Here is a 17,498-nt window from a genome sequence, read left to right as displayed (position 1 = left end):
GGCTCCGCCGACCGCACCTGGCTCCGCCGACCGCACCTGGCTCCGCGCCTCCTGGCCCCGCCACCCGCACTCCCCGGGTCGGTGGGGGCCAGGCTCGTGTCAGGACTCCGCGGCGTCGGTGTCGGCGAAGGAATGGTGCTCGTGCGCGACGACCCAGCGCCCCTGCTCCTTGCGCAGCCCGACGGTGAGCCGAAGGCGGGTCTCCGGGTGGTCCGCGAGTTCCTCGGGCGTGCCGCAGCGCAGCAGGGCATGGGCGAAGGCGACGGAGTCCCCGGCGGTGACGTCGAGCTCCAGGAGCTCGAAGGAGGCACCCTTCGCCTGCCACACGAAGAACGGCGGCCAGGTCTCGCGGTAGGCGTCCATGCCCCGGACTCCGTCGTGCGGGGGTGGCACATCGAACATGACGATGTCGTCGGCGTGATCCTTCAGCACGCCGTTCAGATCGCCGCGGTGGACGGCGGCCGTCCACTCCTCGATCAGGGCCTGGATCTGTTCCTTGTCACCGGTCATGGCTCTGCTCCTGGTTCTCGTGTCGTCACAAAGGAGACTCCACCGACCCGCCGGAATTCATCGCGCCATGCCGTCCGCCCCCGCCAGTACACCCCGCAGCCGGGCCAGACCCTCCCGCCAGGCGGGTCCGTCGGCGGACTCGTCCCACAGCTCCATCAGCTCCGAAGGCTTCGTCAGCGTGCGGTCGAGCGCGCGGACCGCCAGGCCTGGCAGGTCCGCGGGCAGGCCAGGGATGGGCTCGTCGGGGCCGTAGACCGTCGTCACCGGGTCACCCCCGGGGCACTGCGCCGCTATCAGCGCGGCCGCGGCCACCGCCTCGACGGCCACGTCGCTGTCGAGGTGGTCGGTGGTGCCGACCGTGCGCAGGAGGGCCTGCCGAATCAGGCACGCACGCTCACTCTCCGCGGCATCGTCCAGATCACCCGCGAAGTCCGCAGCCGTGTCGTTGTCGAAGTGCCCCGTGTCCCAGGTGCCCATGCCATCCCCCTTGTGCCGCGCTTCGTGCTGTCGGTGCCGGGCGTGCTGTTCGTGCCGGTCCGCCTGACAGCGCTCTGCTGTGTGCGATCCCCTGCATCGTGGCACCGGGCACTGACAACCGGACTGGCGCGCGTGGCGGGGCCGCGCAGGGGGGAGGGGAACGACGTCTCACACGGGAGGCTGCAGGACCGGCGGACGGCCTTGTGTCCACACCACCCGCAGGCCCGTGGCTGCGATGCGCCAGCCGTCGGCGGTCCTGACCAGTTCGGTGCTGGTGCGTGCTGCGGAGACGAACAGCTCTCCGTCCCCGGAGCCGTCCGCGAGGATGTGCGTGCTCAGCTGGGCGCCGCGGGCGGTGGCCCGGTCGCCGTCGACCTCGATGACGGCGTTGGTTCCCATGTGCACGGTCCGGTCGAACGGCGCCATCCCGCGCCGGACGGCCCCGAGCACGGCGTTCTGGCCGCGGACCGTTCCGACGGGCCACTCGACCATGACGTCCTCGGTGTGGAAGGCCCGCGCCCATTCCTCGTCGAAGCCGTCGGGATCGAGCACACCCTCGTCGAGGGAGAGCAGATAGCGGTCCAGCAGGTCGGTGATCTCGGCACGGTCGGCCAGGGCGCGCAGCTCGCGCTGCATCTCTTCGATGTCCATGAGGGAAGCCTCGTAGCTCAAGTGCGCTTGAGGTCAAGTCCCTTCTGCTGAGCACCCCCTGCCGGGCCGGGCGACCCCGCACGTCGCCGCCGGACCGCGCGCTACGCGCGGGCCGTGGGGCGGCGTTCGCCCGGCATGAGCACCCTTGGAAGATGTGCAGAGTCGGTCCAGAGGCAGGACGACTGCAGAACCGGAACCGGGGGCGGAACCAGTGCGTGATCACGTGGAAGTCGGGGCGGGGCTGGTTCTGAGGCCGTGGCGGAGTGACGACGCCCCCGCCGTGCTCGCGGCGTTCGCCGACCCCCTGATGCGAGGGCAGGCCGCCGTCGCCGTCGGCACCGAGGACGCCGCGGCGCGGTGGATCGCGGACCGGGGGGAGCAGCGGGACGCCGGGACCGCCTTCGCCTTCGCGGTGGCGGACGGTTCGGGGGAGGTGCTGGGGAACGTCTCGGTCGGGCCCGTGGACCGGCGGCACTCCGTCGGCTGGGTGTCGTACTGGACGACGGCCGCGGCCCGCGGGCGGGGTGTGGCGAGCGGCGCGTGCCGCGCGCTGGCGCGGTGGTCGTTCGCCGATGCGGGACTGTTCCGGCTGGAGCTGGGGCATCGGCTGAACAATCCCGCGTCGTGCCGGGTGGCCCGTGCCGCCGGGTTCGTCGTCGAGGGGCGGCAGCGGCAGAAGCTCGAGTACGACGGCGTCCGCCACGACGTCGAACTGCACGCCCGGCTCGCCACGGACGCGGAGCCGGCCGACACGGCCTGAGCCCGCTCAGCCCGTGCCGGCCGGCTGCCTCCCGTTCGCGACGAACCCGAGGTCCACCGGCTCCGTGTCCGGGTCGTCGCGGAGCCGGTCCAGCAGGGCCGGCAGCTGCGGTGGCCACAGCGCCTCGGACGGCGCGGCCAGCTCCTCCCGGGTCCACCAGCGCCAGTGCACGATCCTGTCCTCCGCGCGGGCGGCGGACGCCTCGTCCGCGGGATCGCGGCGCGGGCCTCTCGCCACGTAGATGTGCTCGTGCTGGCGCACGGGGACGCCCGCACGGGTGAAGTCGTGCTCCCACGTGCACAGCAGCCGGCCGGGGGCCACGTCCGTCCAGCCCGTCTCCTCGCGGACCTCCCGCAGCGCGCCCTCGCGCGGGCTCTCGCCCGGGTCCAGGCCGCCGCCGGGCATCGCCCAGTGCACGCCGACCTCCTCGTTGTCGTACCGGAAGAGGAATACCGAGCCGTCGGGGTCCAGGACGGCGACGCGTGCCGCTTGGCGGGGGATTCGCATCCCGACACCCAAGCACGGTCCCGGGGCCGGCGACCGTGAATTGTTGCGGAGGGATGAAATCCGCTCTCCGCCGCGTTGGTGCCTTCCGGAAGATCAGGTCCGCAGGGCCGGTTCGGGATCAACGGGGAGGCACCACGTGACGGCGGCACCAGAAGCGCAAGGATGGGCACGGCGGCTCGCCGGCTACGCCTGGCGGTACCGCCTCAACGTCATGCTCGCGCTCGGGTCCTCGCTCGGCGGCATGGCCGTCATGGCGCTCGTGCCGCTCATCATCAAGGTCGTCATCGACGACGTCGTCGGCGCGCAGAGACGGTCGCTCGCCGTATGGACCGGGCTGCTGATCGCCGCCGCCGTCGCCGTCTACGTCCTCACCTACATCCGCCGCTACTACGGCGGACGGCTCGCCCTCGACGTCCAGCACGACCTGCGCACCGGCATGTTCGGGACGATCACCCGGCTCGACGGGCGGCGACAGGACGAGCTGTCCACCGGGCAGGTCGTCGGCCGCGCCACCAGCGACCTGCAGCTCATCCAGGGGCTGCTCTTCATGTTGCCGATGACCATCGGCAACATCCTGCTCTTCCTGATCTCCCTCGTCGTCATGGCCTGGCTGTCGCTGCCGCTGACCCTGGTCGCGCTGGCCGTCGCCCCCGCCCTGTGGGTCATCGCCAAGCGCAGTCGCACCCGGCTGCACCCCGCCACCTGGTACGCGCAGAGTCAGGCCGCGGCTGTCGCCGGCGTGGTCGACGGGGCCGTGACCGGTGTACGCGTGGTCAAGGGCTTCGGGCAGGAGGAGCAGGAGACCGGGAAGCTCCGAGAGGTCAGCCGCAGGCTGTTCGCCGGGCGGCTGCGGACCATCCGGCTGAACGCGAAGTACACACCGGCCCTGCAGGCCGTGCCCGCCTTCGGCCAGGTCGCCATGCTCGCGCTCGGTGGCTGGCTGGCGACCAAGGGCGAGATCACGCTCGGTACCTTCGTCGCCTTCTCCGCCTACCTCGCCCAGCTCGTCGGACCCGTCCGCATGCTCGCCATGGTGCTCACCGTGGGGCAGCAGGCCCGCGCCGGTGCGGAGCGCGTGCTGGAGCTCATCGACACCGAGCCGACCATGAAGGAGGGGACGAAGGAGCTGCCGGCGGACGCCGAGGCGAGCGTCGAGTTCGACGACGTCAGCTTCTCGTACGCGGATGGCAGGCCGGTCCTGGACGGTTTCTCGCTCGAGATCCGGCCCGGCGAGACCGTTGCCGTCGTCGGAGCGTCCGGCAGCGGCAAGTCCACCGTCTCGCTCCTGCTCCCGCGTTTCTACGACGCCACGCACGGCGCCGTCCTCGTCGGTGGCCACGACGTGCGCGAGCTGACCTTCGACTCGCTGCGCGCCGCGATCGGGATGGTGCCCGAGGACAGCTTCCTGTTCTCCGACACCGTCCGCGCCAACATCGCCTACGGGAAGCCCGGCGCCACCCAGGAGGAGATCGAGCGCGCCGCGCGCGCCGCACAGGCGGACCGTTTCATCGCCGACCTGCCCGCCGGCTACGAGACCACGGTCGGCGAGCACGGGCTCACTCTCTCCGGCGGCCAGCGCCAGCGCATCGCACTCGCCCGCGCCATCCTCACCGACCCCCGCCTGCTGCTGCTCGACGACGCCACGTCCGCCGTCGACGCCCGGGTCGAGCACGAGATCCACGAAGCCCTGAAGCAGGTGATGGCCGGGCGCACGACCCTGCTGATCGCCCACCGCCGGTCCACCCTCGGCCTCGCCGACCGCATCGCCGTGCTGGATGCGGGCCGGCTCGCCGACATCGGCACCCACGAGGAGTTGCAGGCCCGTTCCGCGCTGTACCGGCGGCTGCTGACCGATCCGGACGAGCTGGGCGGTGTGTCACCGGGCCACATCCTTCGGCAGTCCGTGCGGGAACCGGACGAGGACCGCACCGTACGGGACGAGCTGGACGCCGAGTTCGACGCCGAACGCGGCATCACCCGCCGTCTGTGGGTCCGCGACGAACGGTCCGAGGAGGCGCGGGCGGCGAAGGAGGACCCGGGTGCCACTCCCGAACTGCGCGCCCAGGTCGAGGCGTTGCCCCCGGCCATCGACACCCCGGACATCGACGAGGCGCGGGCCGTGCGCCGTGAGCCGGCCGACACGCGCGCCGGTGAGGGCGGCCGGCTGCGCGCGATCCTGCGCGGCTTCGGTCCGCCCCTGCTGGTCAGTTTGTTGCTCGTCGCCATCGACGCGGGCATGGGTCTGCTGCTGCCCATTCTGATCCGGCACGGCATCGACGACGGGGTGGAGAAGGTCGCGCTCGGCGCGGTGTGGGCCGCCTCGTTCCTCGCGCTCGGCACGGTCGTCGTGCAGTGGGTGGCGCAGATCGGTGAGACCCGGATGACGGGCCGCACCGGCGAACGGGTCCTGTACTCGCTGCGCCTGAAGATCTTCGCCCAGCTCCAGCGGCTGGGTCTCGACTACTACGAGCGCGAACTGACCGGCCGGATCATGACCCGGATGACGACGGACGTGGACGCCTTGTCGACGTTCCTCCAGACGGGCCTCGTCACCGCGTTCGTCTCGGTCGTCACCTTCTTCGGCATCATGGTCGCCCTCGTGGTGATCGACGTGGAGCTGGCGCTGGTGGTCTTCGCGACCCTCCCGGTCCTGATCGTCGGCACGTACTTCTTCCGCAGGAAGAGCGTGCAGGCGTACGAGCTGGCCCGCGAGCGCATCAGCGTCGTCAACGCCGACCTCCAGGAGTCCGTGTCCGGTCTGCGGATCGTGCAGGCGTTCCGTCGCGAGGGCGACGGCGTGGCCGCCTTCTCGGCCCGCAGCGACAGCTACCGGCAGGCCCGTGTCCGCGGCCAGTGGCTGATCTCGGTCTACTTCCCCTTCGTCCAGCTGCTGTCGTCGGTGGCCGCCGCGGCCGTGCTGATCGTCGGCGCGGGCCGGGTGGACGCGGGCACGCTCACCACGGGCGCGCTGGTCGCCTACCTGCTCTACATCGACCTGTTCTTCGCGCCCGTGCAGCAGCTCTCGCAGGTCTTCGACGGCTACCAGCAGGCCGCGGTCTCGCTGGGCCGCGTGCAGGAGCTGCTGCGCGAGCCGACCTCGACGGCCACGGTCGATCGGCCGCGTGAGGTGCGGGCACTGCGCGGCGACATCGCCTTCGAGAACGTCTCCTTCGCCTACGGCGACGAGGAGGAGGCACTGAGCGGCATCGATCTGCGCATCCCGGCCGGCCAGACGGTCGCGTTCGTCGGAGAGACCGGCGCGGGCAAGTCGACCCTCGTCAAGCTGGTCGCGCGCTTCTACGACCCCACGAGCGGCCGTGTCACGGTCACCCTGGCCGACGACCCCCGGGGCGACGGCTCCGACCGCTCCGACGGCGCCCACCGCTCCGACGGCTCCGGGGGCGCCCACCGCTCCGACGGCTCCGGGGGCGGCGCGGATCTGCGCGATCTCGATCTGACCGCCTACCGGCACCGCCTCGGAGTCGTCCCCCAGGAGGCGTACCTCTTCGCCGGAACGGTCCGCGACGCCATCGCCTACGGGCGTCCCGGTGCGAGCGACGCCGAGGTGGAGGCCGCGGCCCGGGCGGTCGGCGCTCACGACATGATCGCCACGCTCGACGGCGGCTACCTCCACGAGGTCTCCGAACGCGGCCGCAACCTGTCCGCCGGACAGCGCCAGCTCATCGCGCTCGCCCGCGCCGAACTCGTCGACCCCGACGTGCTGCTGCTCGACGAGGCGACAGCCGCACTGGACCTCGCCACCGAGGCGCAGGTCAACCAGGCCACCGACCGGCTGACCGGCCGCCGCACCACGCTCGTGGTCGCCCACCGGCTCACCACCGCGGCCCGCGCCGACCGGGTGGTGGTGATGGACCACGGCAGGGTCGCCGAGGACGGCACACACGACGAACTGCTGGCGCGCGGCGGGCACTACGCCGCGCTGTGGCGGACGTTCATAGGGATAGGGGAGGACGAACCGGCGGCTGTGTGACGGCCGGTGGCGGGCCTACAACCTTTCGGTTCCGAGGGTTGTCTCGTGTAGGGAAAGCGCGTTCATCGGCGTTTTCCCGTCCGTTTTCCCGGTGCACCCTGGGGGCCTTCATGTCTGCTCGTCCTGCCCGTCGGCGTTCCCTCGGTGGCGCGCCCGTTCTCCGCTCCGTCATCGGCGCGGCCGGCGCCGCTGCACTGGTCGCTCTCGGCACCGGGCCCGCCGCCGCAGAGGGCGCCGACGACGGCCTTGCCCTGGAAACGCTCGCGTCCGTCGACGGGTTGAAGCCGGGCAGCAGCTTCGAGGTGCCGGTCACGGTGAAGAACAAGACGAACGAGGCGCTCCCCAAGGTCTGGCTCTCGTACTCCGTCAGCCTGGGGCTTGCCCACACCGAGTTGCCGTCCAACTGCCTTCGCTACGACGTGCCGCCCTACGACGAGATGCAGCCTCGCTCCGTCGCCGTGTGCGAGTACGAGCAGCCCGTCGAGCCCGGCGTGGTGTACGCCCCCGAGAAGCCGCTGACGATCGACGCGAAGGACAGTGCGCTGCAGGACCGGCTCGGCGTGTCGGTCGGGAACTACGACCTCGCACCCAGCGACAGCGGTGCGGTGCCCGTGCGCGGCACGGGCCCGGCGCAGAAGCTGGTCGAGCAGGCCGCGACAGCGCGAGCGGCGGACTTCATGTGGGACTCCGTCACCGTGCCGGTGACCGCGGACAGCACCGCCGACTTCCAGGTGAGCGGCGCGCGGCTGAAGGCCCGCGCCGGCGACACGGTGACCGCCGACCTGTCGTTCACCAACGCGGGACCGGGCTGGGTCGGGCACGAGGCGGGCACGCCCGCGCACCAGATCATCGTCACGCTCCCGGCCGGCACGAAGGCGGTGAAGATCCCCGGGCTGTGCAAGGCCACGGACAAGCCGGGGCGCTACGAGTGCGGCAGTTGGCAGTCGTGGGTGAACGCGAACTACAAGGCCGCCCTCCCGTTCAAGCTGAAGGTCGACAAGGTGGCGCCGGGCGCCAAGGGCACGATCGCGCTCGTCGGTGAGCCGCGTCCCTTCGACAAGAACCCGGAGAACGACAAGGCCGCGATCGTGATCGAGGCGAAGGGCGGCGGTTCGTCCACGGGCGGCTCCGGTGGTTCGGGTTCGGCCACCGGCGGCTCCACCGGCGGTTCGACGACCACCGGCGGTTCGGATTCGTCCGCGTCGGGCGGCTCGTCGACGGGTGGTTCGTCGAGCGGCGGATCGTCCTCGTCCACGGCGGGCGGCACCGGCACCGCGACGACCGGCGGCAACCTGGCGTCCACCGGCTCCGGCTCGGCCCTTCCCCTCGCGGGCGCCGCGGCGGCGGCAGTCGCGGCGGGCGGCGGCATCGTTCTCCTGCGACACCGCCGGCGGCACGGACAGTAGTCGCAACCAATCGCACCCCGTACGCGTCGTACGCATGTACGGAGCAGTGGCAGTGGGGAGCGAACGTGTTCGACAAGGTGGGGTACATGGGCGGTCGACGTCCGGTCCGGGCGCTCGCCCGTGCCCTCGCGGTGCTCGTCGCCGCGGCCTCGTTCACGGTCGCAGGGCCGGGGATCCAGCGCGCGGACGCGGCGGCGCCGTGCGCGGGGCGCCTCGCCAAGTCGGTCTCGTTCTCCACCGGTGAGCTGCGCGTCTACCAGAGCCGCCAGCAGATCTGCGCCGTCACGCTCGCCAGGAATCCCGGCACCCGGCGGTCCATGTCCGTCTCCCTCCAGGCGCGCGGCGGCCGTGCGGACACGGCCACGGGCAGGTTCACGCGCCATGCGGGACCGGTGACCGTGCAGTCGAGGGGGCGCTGCGTCCGGGCCACCGGTTCCGTGTCCGGTACCTCCCGTTCGACCGGCTGGATCCTGTGCTGAGGGAGCCTCCTGAGCCGGAGCGCAGTCAACCGGGGGTGGCGGTCGGAGCGTTGACGCCACTAGGTTCACCCGCGACCACTTGATCTCAAGGGGAGATCTCCAGGGGAGGGTGAATGCGCAAGACGCTCAGATGGCTGCTGTCGCTCGTGGTGCTCATAGGCACCGTGGGCGCCGCCGGCGCCACGGCAGGTGCGGCCACCGCCGCCGAGCCGACGGCCGGCACGGACATCAAGGACCGGATCCTGGCGATTCCGGGCATGAGTCTCATAGAGGAGAAGCCGTACCCGGGTTACCGGTTCTTCGTCCTCAACTACACACAGCCGGTCGACCACCGGCACCCGGGCAAGGGCACGTTCAAGCAGCGGATCACCCTGCTGCACAAGGACACCAACCGCCCCACCGTCTTCTTCACCTCCGGCTACAACGTGTCCACCACGCCCCGCCGCAGTGAGCCGACGACGATCATCGACGGCAACCAGGTCTCCCTGGAGTACCGCTACTTCACGCCGTCGCGGCCCGCCCCGGCCGACTGGTCCAAGCTGGACATCTGGCAGGCCGCCAGCGACCAGCACCGGGTCTTCTCGGCGCTGAAGAAGATCTACGACCGCAAGTGGCTCTCCACCGGCGGCTCCAAGGGCGGCATGACGGCCACGTACTACGAGCGCCACTATCCGCGTGACATGGACGGAGTCGTCGCGTACGTCGCGCCCAACGACGTCGTCAACAACGAGGACAAGGCGTACGACCGCTTCTTCGAGAAGGTCGGCACCAAGGAGTGCCGCGACAAGCTGAACGCGGTCCAGCGCGAGGCCCTGGTGCGCCGTGAGCCGCTGGAGGCGATCTACGAGAAGTACGCGGCGGACGGCGGCTACACGTTCGACACCGTCGGCAGCCTCGACCGCGCCTTCGAGGCGGTCGTCCTGGACTACACGTGGGCGTTCTGGCAGTACAGCCTGCTGGCCGACTGCGCTGCGATCCCGGCCGCGGCGACCGCCTCCGACCAGGAGATCTTCGACAGCATCGACGGGATCTCCGGCTTCTCCGCCTACGCGGACCAGGGGCTGTCGACCTACACGCCGTACTACTACCAGGCAGGCACCGAGCTCGGTTCGCCGGACATCAAGCAGCCGCACCTCGACGGCCTGAGCCGCTACGGCTACCAGCCGCCGCGGAACTTCGTGCCGCGTGACATCCCGATGCGCTTCAAGCCGTGGGTCATGAACGACGTCGACACATGGGTGCGGCACAACGCCACCCGGATGATGTTCGTCTACGGCGAGAACGACCCGTGGGGCGCCGAGCCGTTCCGCGTCGGCAAGGGCGCACGTGACTCCTACGTCTACACCGCGCCGGGTGCCAATCACGGTGCGAACGTCGCCGGGCTGGTCGCGGACCAGAAGGCGAAGGCCACCGCGGCGATCCTGAAGTGGGCGGGCGTCGCCCCGGCCGCCGTGCAGGCCGACCCGGCGAAGGCCAGGCCGCTGGCGAAGGCCGACGCGAAGCTCGACAAGCGGGACACGGAGCGCACACTGCGTCCGTGACACCTGCTCAGCAGTGAGGGCTGTGTCCGCGGTACGGCGGACACAGCCCTTGTGCATTTGCCGGTCGGTGCGGGTCAGTCGTACGACAGCCCGTGCCCGACCGGGAACAGCACCTGCGCCGGGTCGTCCGCACGCTGCACCGGTACCGGCAGCTGGCCCTCGGGATCGGCCCGGCCCGCGATCACCCGGGCCGCGGCGCGCAGTTCGACATCCGTCCACGAGTAGCTCGCGACGGCCGCCCCGACACCGTTCAGCTGCGCGATGTCGTACGGATTGCGGATGGCGAGCGCCACCACCGGCACCCCGGTCGCGACCAGCCGGTCCACGAGCGTGCGCTGCGAACTGGCCGCCGTGACGTTGTACGTGGCGACCACGATCACGTCCTTGCCCTCGGCCGCGGCGACCGCCTCTGCGATCTTCGCGCTGGTGGGCGCCGTACCGGTGGACAGCGCGCCCGCGCGGAAGCCCAACTCGGTGAAGGCGTTCGCCAGCACCGTCGTGGGCGGGCCGGTCGTACCGCTGGGGGAGGCCGGATCGGCGCCCACGACCAGCAGGTTCGGCCGTGCGCGTCTGCTCAGTGGCAGCAGTCCGTCCGGGTTCGTCAGCAGTGTGGTCGTCTCCTCGGCGATCCGGTCGGCGGCGGCCAGATGCTGCCGGACGCCCACCGTCCGGTCCACGCCCCGGTGGGTGACGAACGGGTCGCGGAACAGCCCGAGCTTCTCCTTCAGGAGCAGGATGCGAAGGATCGATTCCTCGATGCGGGCGACACTGAGCTCGCCGCTCCTGACCGCGTCCAGCACGCCGTTCCAGGCAACTGCCAGGTCCGGCGGGTTGAGCAGCTGGTCCACGCCCGCGAGCAGCGCGAGCACCGGCACCCGGTGGTCGCCGTACTTGTCCCGCACGCCCTGCATGTTGAGCGCGTCGGTCACCACCACTCCCTCGTAGCCCAGCTCCTCGCGCAGGATGCCGGTGAGGATGGGGCGGGAGAGTGTCGCCGGGTCGTTGCTCGCGTCCAGCGCAGGGAACTGGATGTGCGCCGTCATGATCGAGTCGATCCCGGCCGCGATCGCCGCCCTGAACGGCGGCGCGTCGATCCGTTCCCACTCCTCGCGGGTGTGGGTGATGACGGGAATGCCGGTGTGACTGTCGACGGTGGTGTCGCCATGGCCCGGGAAGTGCTTGCTCGTCGCGGCGATGCCCGCGCTCTGGTACCCCTTGACCTGCGCCGTGACCATACGGGCGACCGCGGCCGGGTCCGACCCGAAGGACCGTACGCCGATGACGGGGTTGGCCGGGTTCACGTTCACATCGGCAACGGGCGCGTAGTTCTGCACGATGCCCACGGCGGCGAGCTCGGTCCCGGCGATCCGCGCCGCCGTACGGGCGGAGGAGTGCGAACCGCCCGCGCCGAGCGCCATCGCACCGGGAACCAGCGTGGCGGGCTTGCCGACCCGGGCGACTATGCCGTGTTCCTGGTCGGTGGAGATCAGCAGCGGCAACGGCGTGGGCCCGGCGAGACCCGCGCGCTGGATGCCGTTGGACAGGTCGGCGATCTGGTGCGGATCGCGGGTGTTGTGCGCCCAGACGAAGTAGATGATGCCGCCGACGTGGTAGCGCTCGATCAGCTCGGCGGCCGTGCGGACGCCGATCTCCTGGAGGTTGGCGTCGATGTCGGTCTGATCGGGAGCGGTGGCGGAGTGGCCGTAGACCCGCATCACGAAGAGCTGGCCGACCTTCTCCTCCAGACTCATCCGGGCGATGAGCCGTTTCAGACGGTCGCGCTGCGCGGGGTGGGCCGCGGCGGGGGACGCGGTGGCGATGGCTCCGGCGGCGACAGCGGTCGCCGTGAGAAGGGTGCGTCTGGAGAGGATCCGGTCGTGCACTGGTGCTCCTTCCGGCCTTGCTCGACAGGGGAGTTGCACAAGGGAGTTGAAAGAAACTTCCAAGGAGTCACGGATATCCGGAAACTAACTGCCAGGTCAAGGGTGCGGCGGAGAATTGGCAGCGCGCCACGCAAAACTCACCGGTCCGGCGGGCGCCGCGACCGTTACGGGCAGGCCCGCCGGGGGCTCAGGGGCTTTCGTTTGGATCAGGCCGGATCCAAACGAAAGCCCCTAACGCCAACCGGTCACGTCCGTGAGCGTGCCCGCCGCGAGGTCGGGCCGGCCCTGGAAGTCGCCCACCTGCGTCGTGACCACCACGACCGGACGGCCCGCACCGTCCAGGTGCGCCGTGTAGAACCCGAACACCCAGACCGGCTCGGCCACCAGCCCCCGAGGCGGCGTCAACCGCACCCTCTCGGTGCCGTCCGCGTCGTACACCACGGCGTTGTCCGTCGCCGTGAAGGGCGTGTAGTCGAGCGCCTCGACGACCAGCACATGGCCGTCCCAGGCCACGGCGGCGAGCGGAGCCGCGGCGTACTCCTTCTCCACCGTCTGCCCGCCGTGCTGCCAGCGCACGGTCCGCTCGCCGTGGCTCCACCGGACGTCGATCGTTTCGCTCACTGGGGGATCTCCACCGGATCGCCGACCGGGATGAGCCGTTGGCGGTCCGCTCGGTTGATGATTTCGAGCTGTGTGCCGCCGCCCGGCAGTTCACGGCCGAGCACCGGGTCGTGCTGAGGACCGATGATCGACTCCTGGATCCGGATCGGCTCGCCGTCCTCCGGGAACTTGTACCGCTGCAGCAGCGACACGTCGTCCTTCCAGTCGGAGCGGATTGCCAGCTGGTCGCGGACGAACTGCTGGTTCGGCACGTCGTCGAAGGTACCGAAACCGCCCGGGGAGTGCGGCGACTGGCCGCGCGAGATGACCATGTTGAACTCCTCGCCCGGCCGGGCGAGACGGGACAGGATGTCCGGGCCCGGGAGGTTCGGCGGGGTTCCCGAGCCCGGCGGCAGGGCGAGCGGTTCCTTCTTGCCCGCCGTGCAGGGGGCGAGGCCCAGCGGGTCGGTGAACGACAGCGGGTTGGAGACGTAGGCGACCGGGTTCGGCGCCGGCATCAGACCCAGCGGGTCCGGGGTGAGATAACGCGCGCTCTGCGGGTCGTAGTGCCGGTGCACGTTGTAGTGCAGGCCGGTCTCCGGGTCGAAGTACTGGCCGGGGAAGCGCAGCGGTGTGTAGGCCGCGGCGTCCGCGTTCCACGCCGTGGTGCCCCACAGCGTGGCGCGGGTGCGCCAGGCGATCGTGCCCTGCTCGTCGACGAGTTCGGTGGGTGTGCCGACGAGGTCGGTGACGATCGCGAAGAATCGCTCGTCGACCTGTTCCTGCGACGCGTCCGTGATCCGCTCGGACTGGACGAGCGGATGCCCGCCGTCGTGGTCCCAGGTGAGCGTGGCCCGCAGCGGGAACGCGTCCGCGCTCGTGGTCTGTTCGCACAGGGTGGCGCCGTCCCAGGTGAAGTCGGTCCGCTCCACCACCCGGTCCGAACCGTCGGCCGCCAGACGCTCCTTGGCGGTGCGCCGACCGAGTGGGTCGTAGTGGTAACGCCAGCGGGTGCCGTCGGGGGTGGTGACGCCGGTGAGCCGGTCCTCGGCGTCCCACGCGTAGCGCCAGGTGTCGGGCTTGCGGGACAGCCGCGTCTTCTGCCGCAGCACGGTGCGGCCCAGCTCGTCGTACTCGTAGCGGACCTGCCCGGCGCGCCGGAGGCGCGTGCCGGTGTACTCGCGCGCACCCATGGCCTCCTGGCCCGGGTGTGCGGCAGGCCAGGACGCCTCGGTCTGGTTGCCGGCCTCGTCGTAGACGTACCGCTCGCTCCAGCCCTCGGCGCTCACCGCGGTGACCCGGCCGGCCGCGTCCAGTTCGTAACTGCGCGCACCCAGCAGCGGGTCGTCGACGGCGGTGACGCCGCCGTCCGCGCGGTAGGACCAGGAGCGCTGCTGGACGATGCGGTCGCCCGCGGTGAGGTGCTGGCCCTTCATCCGGCCGAGCTCGTCGAACTCGTGGGCCAGGGTCAGCGCGTCACCGAAACGGACGGACGTCTCGCGGCCCGCCGCGTCGTGGTCGAACGAGACGGCGTGCCCGGCCGCGTCGAGCGCCACGGGCCGGCCGGCCCTGTCGTACGTCCACGTGGACGTGGCGCCGCTCGGCGTCGTCCGGCTCGTGCGCCGCCCCGACGCGTCGTACGTGTACGTGAGGGTGCGGCCGTCGACCGTCTCGGCCGTGATCCGCCCCGCCCTGTCGTAGGTGTACGACACCTCGGAATCGGCCGAGACCATCCGGGTGATCCGTCCGGCGCGGTCGTGCGTGTAGAGCGTGACGGCGCCGTCGGCGTCCTTGGAGACGACCCGTCCGAGCGTGTCGTGCGTGTAGCGCACGGTGCGCCCGGTGCCATCGGTGCGCGAGACCAGCCGGCCCGCCGCGTCGTGCTCGTAGCGGACGGTGCGGCCGTCGAAGTCGGTCTCGGTGAGCGGCCGCCCGGCCTCGTCGTACGCGTAGCTCCACGTCAGACCAAGAGGGTTGGTGACCCCGGTGAGCCGCAGGTTCGTGTCGTGCGTGAACTCGTGGCGCACCCCGTCGGGACCGGTGCGGGCCGCCAGCAGGTCGAAGTGCGTGTACTCGAAGCGGGTCACGCCCCCGCTCGCGTCCGTGTGCGAGGTGCAGTTGCCCTCGCCGTCGTACGTCCACGACTCGGCGGAACCGTCCGGCGCGGTCCGCCGGGTGATCCGGCCGTCGGCCGTCCACTCCAGCCGGGTCACGGCCCCCAGGGGGTCGGTGACGGCAACCGGTCGGCCGAACGCGTCGCGCTCGTAGCGGGTGGTCGCCCCCATCGGGTCGATGACCTCGACGGGCAGACCGGCCGGGTCGCAGCGCACAGTCGTCGTCGCGCCGAGCGCGTCGGTGACGGAGGTGAGCCGGCCCGCCTCGTCGTACCCGTAGCGGGTGACGGAGCCGTCCGGGGCGGTGACCGAGACACGGTTGCCCCGCGCGTCGTACTCCTGCCGCCACAGCGCCCCGTCCGCGGTCGTCACCGCCGTCGGCTGCCCCAGCGCGTTGTACGCGGCGGCCTGCCCGAGCCCGTCCGGGCGGGTCACGGTGGCGAGCGCGCCGGTGGCGTCGTAGGCGTAACGCGTGGTGTGGCCCAGCGCGTCGGTAGTGGCGACCAGCCGGTTCCAGCGGTCCCGCTCGGTGCGCACCGTGTGGCCGAGCGGGTCGGTCTCGGCGGTGATCTGCAGCGCCTCGTTGACCGTGTAGCGCGTGGTGCGGCCCAGCGAATCGGTGACGAGGGTCAGACCCTCGCGGTACTCGATCCGCGCCGCGAGATGCCCCTCGGTGCCGCCCTCGGCGAGGCAGCGGTCCTGCTCGTCGTAGGTGTAGTCGTAGCGCCGGCCGTTGGTGTCGGTCCAGGAGGTGATCCGGCCACCGGTGTCGTAGGCGAAGCGGGTCGGCGCCGTCGAGGACGCGGGGGTGACCTCGGTCAGGTCGCCGTCCGTGTAACCGTAACGGGCGATCTCCCCGCCGCCCTTGAGCGCGAGGGCCGTGATCCTGCCCTCGGCGCAGGTCAGCAGGAGCTCGTGGCCGGCGCTGTGTGTGATCGTGGCGGGGGTGCCCTGCTCGTCGTGGCCGAACGTGATCCAGTTGCCGTTGCGGTCGTCGATCTGCCGGAGCGTGCCGTCCTCGTCGAAGTGCCGCACCTGCCCGGTCGCCGGATCGGTGAGCAGATACCCGCCGTCGCTCTCCCGCTCCAGCGGCCAGCCGGGGCCGTGCGCGGGCACGGTGGGCAGACCCGGCGCCGGATGCGGATAGGCGAGCAGCAGCCCGTCCTCACGGACGAACACCACACCCGCGGTGTCCACTTCGAGCCGCTGGTCCGCGGTGGACGACCACGAAGGGCCGAACCAGCGGCCGTAGCGGTAGCCGGACTCCGCGCGCCGGGTGAACGAGAGCGGCAGCACGCCCGGCAGCGTCACATCCGTCTGCGGCAGGTACATCCGGCCCGTCGCCAGGTCGACCGGGTCGGTGTGCCCCGACTCGACACCGTCCGGGACACGGCTGTGTGTGCTCGGGCCGTCGTCGACGGCCTTGCGGACGGCGTTCTCCGCGGCCTCCTCCATGCCCTCCCTGGCGGCGACACGGACACCGCCGCGCAGGGTGCCGAGGCCCTTGGTGCCGATCAGTTCGGGCAGCAGCCGGCCCAGGCCCTCGCTCGGGTCCTTCTTGAAACTGTCGATCAGCGCGCCCGGGATGCGCTCGGGGTGCGCGGCGGTGGAGACCAGACCGGCGAGCGTCATGTTGACGTTCTGCATGTACTCGGCCGGGTGCGTCAGGTTGTAGACGTCCATCGGGTTGAGCCCGCGGGCGAAGTTCACGATGCCCGCGGTGCCCTTGACGACACCGCCGACGACATGGGCCGTCTCGATGTTCAGCGCGCCGTAGCCGTCGAGCACCAGTGCCCCGGCGCGGTCCAGCGGCGGCGGCTCCTGCGGCGCGTGCGCCATGGCGGCGTCGACGGCCGTCTGCGCGGTGGAAGCCGCCTCGTTGCGCTGTCGGCGCGCCTCGTCGAGGATCTCCTGCGCCCGGTCGCGCTGCGCCTTGCCCGGGTCCTTGAACGGCTCGGGTTTCGGACCGGGGTCCTGTCCCGCGTTGACCTTGGCGTTGTAGTCGTCGACCTTGGAGTTGTACGTGTCGACGGCCTTGTCCGAGGCGTCCTTGCCCTTCTTGTACAGGTCGATGGCGTCCTGCGCCTGCCCCTGCGCCCAGGTGACGGTGGTGGCGTACGTCTCCAGGGCCTTGCCCGCGGACTCGCAGGCGTCGGCGGCGTGCAGCCACTTCGCCGGGTGCATCGCGAACTTCTCCCGGAACGCGTTGCCCGCCTCGCCCTTCCAGTGCGAGGCGTCCAGCTTGCGCATGCCCTCACCGACGTTGTCGAACGCGGCCTGGAAGTCCTTGAGATGCTTCGCGCTCTCGCGGATCTTGTCGGGCTTGCCGTGGACCAGTTCGTTGGCCTCCTCGGTCTCGCCGAGCCGCTGCTCGCCGACGCTCGCGCCGAGATCCGAGGCGACCTCGTCGCCCCAGTCCTCGACCGTGTCGGCCAGGCCCTCGGCGCCGACGTACTCCAGCCCGTCGCCGATCCGGTCCGTGGTCCAGTCGACGCCTTCGCCGACCGCCTTCTTCCCGGCCTCCCAGCCGTCCTCGAGCGCGCCGAGACCATCGTTGACGAGATCCCCGAGCCCCATGT

The 17,498-nt window shown here is 71.4% G+C and carries 12 protein-coding genes; 5 read left to right on the top strand and 7 right to left on the bottom strand.

Annotated elements, in window-relative coordinates:
- Positions 1-99 precede the first annotated feature (99 nt).
- From AC067Z_RS06510 to AC067Z_RS06500, 3 genes are all read right to left on the bottom strand, one after another.
- Positions 100-510 carry a YybH family protein gene (locus AC067Z_RS06510; RefSeq protein ID WP_478788324.1) on the bottom strand — a complete coding sequence of 137 codons (411 nt, stop codon included), beginning with the start codon at positions 508-510 and terminating at the stop codon, positions 100-102.
- Positions 511-567: 57 nt separating this feature from the next.
- Positions 568-987 carry a DUF4259 domain-containing protein gene (locus AC067Z_RS06505; RefSeq protein WP_478788323.1) on the bottom strand — a complete coding sequence of 140 codons (420 nt, stop codon included), beginning with the start codon at positions 985-987 and terminating at the stop codon, positions 568-570.
- Between the two features lie 168 nt (positions 988-1,155).
- Complete coding sequence (locus AC067Z_RS06500; RefSeq protein ID WP_478788322.1) at positions 1,156-1,638, bottom strand: nuclear transport factor 2 family protein; 483 nt, start codon at positions 1,636-1,638, stop codon at positions 1,156-1,158.
- Positions 1,639-1,849: 211 nt separating this feature from the next.
- On the opposite strand from AC067Z_RS06500, the gene AC067Z_RS06495 reads away from it, so the two are divergent.
- Entirely contained in the window at positions 1,850-2,398 is a 549-nt protein-coding gene (locus AC067Z_RS06495; RefSeq protein WP_478788321.1) for a GNAT family N-acetyltransferase, read from the top strand.
- A gap of 6 nt (positions 2,399-2,404) precedes the next feature.
- On the opposite strand, the gene AC067Z_RS06490 is transcribed toward AC067Z_RS06495, so the two are convergent.
- On the bottom strand, positions 2,405-2,905 hold the full coding sequence (locus AC067Z_RS06490) for an NUDIX hydrolase (RefSeq protein WP_478788320.1): 501 nt from the start codon (positions 2,903-2,905) through the stop codon (positions 2,405-2,407).
- A gap of 211 nt (positions 2,906-3,116) precedes the next feature.
- Between AC067Z_RS06490 and AC067Z_RS06485 the strand changes: the two genes are divergently transcribed.
- The 4 genes from AC067Z_RS06485 (at position 3,117) to AC067Z_RS06470 (ending at position 10,322) form a co-directional block, all read left to right on the top strand.
- A complete protein-coding gene (locus tag AC067Z_RS06485; protein WP_478788485.1) occupies positions 3,117-6,896 on the top strand; it encodes an ABC transporter ATP-binding protein in 3,780 nt (1,259 codons plus the stop codon).
- A gap of 110 nt (positions 6,897-7,006) precedes the next feature.
- Positions 7,007-8,302, top strand: coding sequence for a COG1361 family protein (locus AC067Z_RS06480; RefSeq protein WP_478788319.1), 1,296 nt, complete (start codon positions 7,007-7,009; stop codon positions 8,300-8,302).
- Between the two features lie 86 nt (positions 8,303-8,388).
- A complete protein-coding gene (locus AC067Z_RS06475; protein ID WP_478788318.1) occupies positions 8,389-8,781 on the top strand; it encodes a hypothetical protein in 393 nt (130 codons plus the stop codon).
- Positions 8,782-8,894: 113 nt separating this feature from the next.
- Positions 8,895-10,322 carry a S28 family serine protease gene (locus AC067Z_RS06470; RefSeq protein ID WP_478788317.1) on the top strand — a complete coding sequence of 476 codons (1,428 nt, stop codon included), beginning with the start codon at positions 8,895-8,897 and terminating at the stop codon, positions 10,320-10,322.
- Between the two features lie 74 nt (positions 10,323-10,396).
- Here the strand turns inward: AC067Z_RS06470 and AC067Z_RS06465 are convergent, their stop codons facing one another.
- The 3 genes from AC067Z_RS06465 to AC067Z_RS06455 form a co-directional block, all read right to left on the bottom strand.
- Positions 10,397-12,205 carry a glycoside hydrolase family 3 protein gene (locus tag AC067Z_RS06465; protein WP_478788316.1) on the bottom strand — a complete coding sequence of 603 codons (1,809 nt, stop codon included), beginning with the start codon at positions 12,203-12,205 and terminating at the stop codon, positions 10,397-10,399.
- A 231-nt stretch (positions 12,206-12,436) separates the two neighbouring features.
- Positions 12,437-12,826 carry a hypothetical protein gene (locus AC067Z_RS06460; RefSeq protein ID WP_478788315.1) on the bottom strand — a complete coding sequence of 130 codons (390 nt, stop codon included), beginning with the start codon at positions 12,824-12,826 and terminating at the stop codon, positions 12,437-12,439.
- Positions 12,823-17,496, bottom strand: a complete 4,674-nt coding sequence (locus AC067Z_RS06455; RefSeq protein ID WP_478788314.1) for a putative T7SS-secreted protein — start codon at positions 17,494-17,496, stop codon at positions 12,823-12,825. The genes AC067Z_RS06460 and AC067Z_RS06455 overlap by 4 nt, the downstream gene beginning before the upstream one ends.
- Positions 17,497-17,498: the final 2 nt, after the last annotated feature.

It is taken from the genome of Streptomyces sp. NPDC043812 (assembly GCF_056436245.1).
This window is presented reverse-complemented; position numbering and strand designations above follow the sequence as displayed.